The 3,695-nt window shown below is 66.8% G+C and carries 4 protein-coding genes; all 4 read right to left on the bottom strand.

Features of this window, described 5'->3' with window-relative positions; all coding sequences use genetic code 11:
- A partial coding sequence (locus tag IVB32_RS07535) for a DUF2076 domain-containing protein (RefSeq protein ID WP_247410061.1) occupies nucleotides 1-528 on the bottom strand: 528 nt, incomplete at its 3' end.
- Between the two features lie 136 nt (nucleotides 529-664).
- Nucleotides 665-1,510, bottom strand: coding sequence for a ChbG/HpnK family deacetylase (locus tag IVB32_RS07530; RefSeq protein WP_018453438.1), 846 nt, complete (start codon nucleotides 1,508-1,510; stop codon nucleotides 665-667).
- On the bottom strand, nucleotides 1,507-2,568 hold the full coding sequence (locus IVB32_RS07525; RefSeq protein ID WP_018453439.1) for a glycosyltransferase family 2 protein: 1,062 nt from the start codon (nucleotides 2,566-2,568) through the stop codon (nucleotides 1,507-1,509). The genes IVB32_RS07530 and IVB32_RS07525 overlap by 4 nt, the downstream gene beginning before the upstream one ends.
- A gap of 100 nt (nucleotides 2,569-2,668) precedes the next feature.
- Nucleotides 2,669-3,646, bottom strand: a complete 978-nt coding sequence (hisG, locus tag IVB32_RS07520; RefSeq protein ID WP_018453440.1) for an ATP phosphoribosyltransferase — start codon at nucleotides 3,644-3,646, stop codon at nucleotides 2,669-2,671.
- Nucleotides 3,647-3,695 lie beyond the last annotated feature (49 nt).

The raw sequence follows: 3,695 nt of genomic DNA, 5'->3' as shown, positions 1-3,695 counted from the left end.
GCCGCGGATGCTGGAGAGCAGCAGCGAGCCGCCGACGACGCCGGCCGCGGCGGCCGCCGCCGTGCCGAGGAACGAGCCACCGCCACCGCCGATCGGCGGCGCACCATAGCCCTGACCCGGTCCTTGGCCGTAGGCCTGCCCGTACGGTGGTTGGCCATAGCCCGGCTGGGGCTGCTGCATCGCCTGGCCGCTGTTCCATACCGGCCGCGAGTCACGCGGCGGCACGTTCGGAACCGAGCCGCGCGACGGGCCCCCGCCGAATAGCGTGTCGCGCATGGTGTCCAGGAAACCGCCGGACTGCGCCTGCTCGGGCGCCTGCGCCGCCTCCAGCTCTTGGATGCGGTTGTGAGCACGCTTCAGCGCCTCGTCCTGCAACAGCACGGTCTGCACCAGCGCATAGATGGCGCCGGGCGCCTTGCGCAGGCCGTCGGAGATCGCGGCGATCGCGTCGGGATCGCGCGGTGCATTTTCCAGTTTCGAAAGCCGGTCGAAAAGGCCGTCGACGAGCTGGCGTTCCTGCGGCGTCATGGTCAGTCTCCCTCGCGCAAAACAAGCGCGAGGCAGATGTAGGGTTCCATTGTGGCCCCAACAGTGCCGGCTGGATTAAATTTCGGTATGCGACAAGCTGCCCCGCGGGGCGGCTTTCTCGCAAACTTCGCCGGTTTTACCCCAGCGTGACGCCGCTGTCCGTCAGCAGGCGCGCAAAGGCATCGCCGGCGAGATAGGAGTGCTCGCGTTCGCGGACATCCGTCATCGGGTCGAGCCCGGTGAGAATTTCGTCGACGAAGCCGGGATGACACATCACGAGGCCGCCATCCGGCAGGCCTTCGAGAAATTGCCGCATCAGCTCGCCGAAATCGGCCGCCCGCGTGAAATCATAGGCGCCGGCGAAGCCGGGATTGAAGCTGAGGCCCGCGCTGACGGCACGGCGGCGGAATTGCGCGCTGAGAATGTCGAGCACCATGGCTTTCGGTGAGGCCAGCCGCTGCATCAGCGGCAGGTCGCGGCCGCCCTGGCGCACCCAGGCTTTTGGCGCGACTTCGCTCACCGCATCGACAAAGCCGTCGCGCACCTGCGGGTAGAGCTGCACATGCTGATGGCCGTCGACGAAGTCAGGCGCGCGTCCGAACGCTTTCGCGAAGGCTGCCAGCTGCGCCTTGACCTCGTTGCGAAAGAACTCGCGGTCGAGCCTTCGCGCAAGACCCGCGCGCAGCAGCTTCGGAAACGGGAGAAACATGTCGCCGTCGAGCGGACGGAAATGCATGGTGAGCGGCCGGAACGGTGCCGACAACGTCACGTGCAATCCGATCGCGCAGCGTGGGCTCGCTTGCGCTGCCGCCTGGAGCGCTTCGATCTCGCTGCGCTCGACCGCAGGTCCCACCATCATCACCGAGGTAGCGTTGAGACGGCCGCGTTCGATCAGGTCGCGGATGGCGCGATTGACGCCCGGGCTGATGCCGTAATCGTCGGCGCAGAGCCAGATCCGCCGCAGCGGCGCGGCCGCGCTCATTCGGCCGCCGTCCTCTTCGAGGCGTCCAGGCTTGAAGCGTCCTGGGCCTTCTCGGTTTCGAAATGCTTTTCACTGTGCTCGGCGACGAAGTAGATCGGGCGCGCCTTCAGCTCGGAGAGGATCTTGCCGATATATTCGCCGACGATGCCGATCATGATGAGCTGCACGCCGCCGATCGTCATCAGGCCGATCACGAGTGAGGGATAGCCGGGCACCTGCTTGCCGGTGGTCAAGACCTCCCAGAGGATCGACAGACCGAACAGGAACGCTCCGCCGGCGAGGATCACGCCGAGCAGGCTGGCGAAGCGCAGCGGCGCCACCGAGAACGAGGTGACGCCTTCGATCGAAAGACCAAGCAGGCGTGCGGCGCTGAAGGTCGTCACGCCATGGGTGCGCGGCGCGGGCTCGTAATCGACGCGGATCTGGCGGAAGCCGATCCAGCTCGCGAGGCCCTTGAAGAAGCGGTTGCGCTCGGGCAGCTGCCTCAGTGCTGCGACCGCGCGCGGCGACAGCAGGCGGAAGTCGCCGGCGTCTTCGGGAATCTTCTGGCGCGCGCCCCAATTGATCAGCGCATAGAAGCCGCGCCCGGCGAGCCGCCGCAGGAAGGGCTCGTTGTCGCGATGCGCCTTGGCGGTATAGACGACGTCGTAGCCGTCCTCGATCCAGTGCCGCACCAGTCGCTCGACCAGCGACGGCGGATGCTGGCCGTCGCCGTCCATGAACAGCACCGCGCCGAGCCGGGCATGGTCGAGGCCAGCCATCAGCGCGGCCTCCTTGCCGAAATTGCGCGACAGCGACACCACCTGGACGTCGACCGCGTCGGCCGGCAGCGAGCGGGCGATCGACAGCGTCGCGTCCGCGCTACCGTCGTCGACATAGACGACCTCGCAAGCCAAGCGATAGCGCTGCCGCAAGGTCTTTGCGAGATCGCAGATGCGCTGGTGTAGGGCGGCGAGGCCCGCGGCTTCGTTGTAGAGCGGGACGACAATCGACAGCCCCTTCGCGGCGGCGCTTGCCGCGTTGGTCGTCATGCCGGAAACGTCAGAGCCCAGCGTCATCGATCAAGGTTCCAGAGGCGTTCAAGGTCATCTCAACAGCATATGGTAGCTGCCGTTTGCTGTCGCTACGCTGAACGGAATTGCTCAACAAACTTTGGGCTCACTGCCGCAGGAACGCCTCGAGCCTGGCGAACAGCGGGTTCTCCCGGTCGAACACGTAATCCAGCGAAACCACCGAGACGGTCTCGGCGCCATGCCCGCGCAGGAAGCTCGCGAGTGCATAGAGCTGGCCCGGCGGGCAGTGCAGCGTGAGCATGCCTGACGAGGTCGGTCCGCCGAACGGGGCTTCGACGCCGAAGCGCTCATGGGCCTCGGTGAGCATGGCCGCGTCGCACTGGCGGAAGCGGGTGCGGACTTCGCGGTATTTGTTGGCCCGCGCCCGCGCCGCGATGTGATCGAGGATGATTCGCGCGGTCTCCCGCGCTTGCGGCGACCAATCGGCGTCCCTTGAGGCGACCAGATTGGCCTGGCTGCGCAGGATCACGCCGTCGTCGAGCACCCGCAATCCGTTGGCGGCGAGCGTCGCGCCGGTCGTGGTGATATCGACGATCAACTCGGCGCTGCCGGCGGCCGGTGCGCCTTCGGTCGCGCCCGTGCTTTCGACGATGCGGTAATCGGTGATGCCTTGGCTCTGGAAGAAGGCGCGGGTGAGATTGATGAACTTGGTTGCGACCCGCATCCGCATGTGATGCTGCTCGCGGAAGCCGGTGGTGACGTCGTCGAGGTCGGCCATGGTGCGGACGTCGATCCACGCCTGCGGCACCGCGACGACGACGTCGGCATAGCCGAAGCCGAGGCCTTCGATCAGGGAGACGCGCTTGTCGGCGTCCGCGATGGTCTCCCGCACCAGATCCTCGCCAGTGACGCCGAGATGCGCCGAGCCGCGGGACAGTTGCGAGGCGATTTCGCTCGCCGAGAGATAGGCGACCTCGACATTGTCGAGGCCAGCGAGCGTGCCGCGATAGTCGCGGGCGCCGCCCGCCTTCGACAGCTTCAGCCCGGCGCGGGCGAAGAAGGCCTCGGTATTTTCCTGAAGGCGGCCCTTGGACGGAACGGCCAGAACGAATGGCGCGCTCATGACTTAAGCTCCCACCTTGCGGCCGATCCGGGTCAGCGCATCCACCCAG

This window comes from Bradyrhizobium sp. 23 (assembly GCF_023073295.1).
Taxonomy (GTDB): Bacteria; Pseudomonadota; Alphaproteobacteria; order Rhizobiales; family Xanthobacteraceae; genus Bradyrhizobium; species Bradyrhizobium canariense_D.
This window is presented reverse-complemented; position numbering and strand designations above follow the sequence as displayed.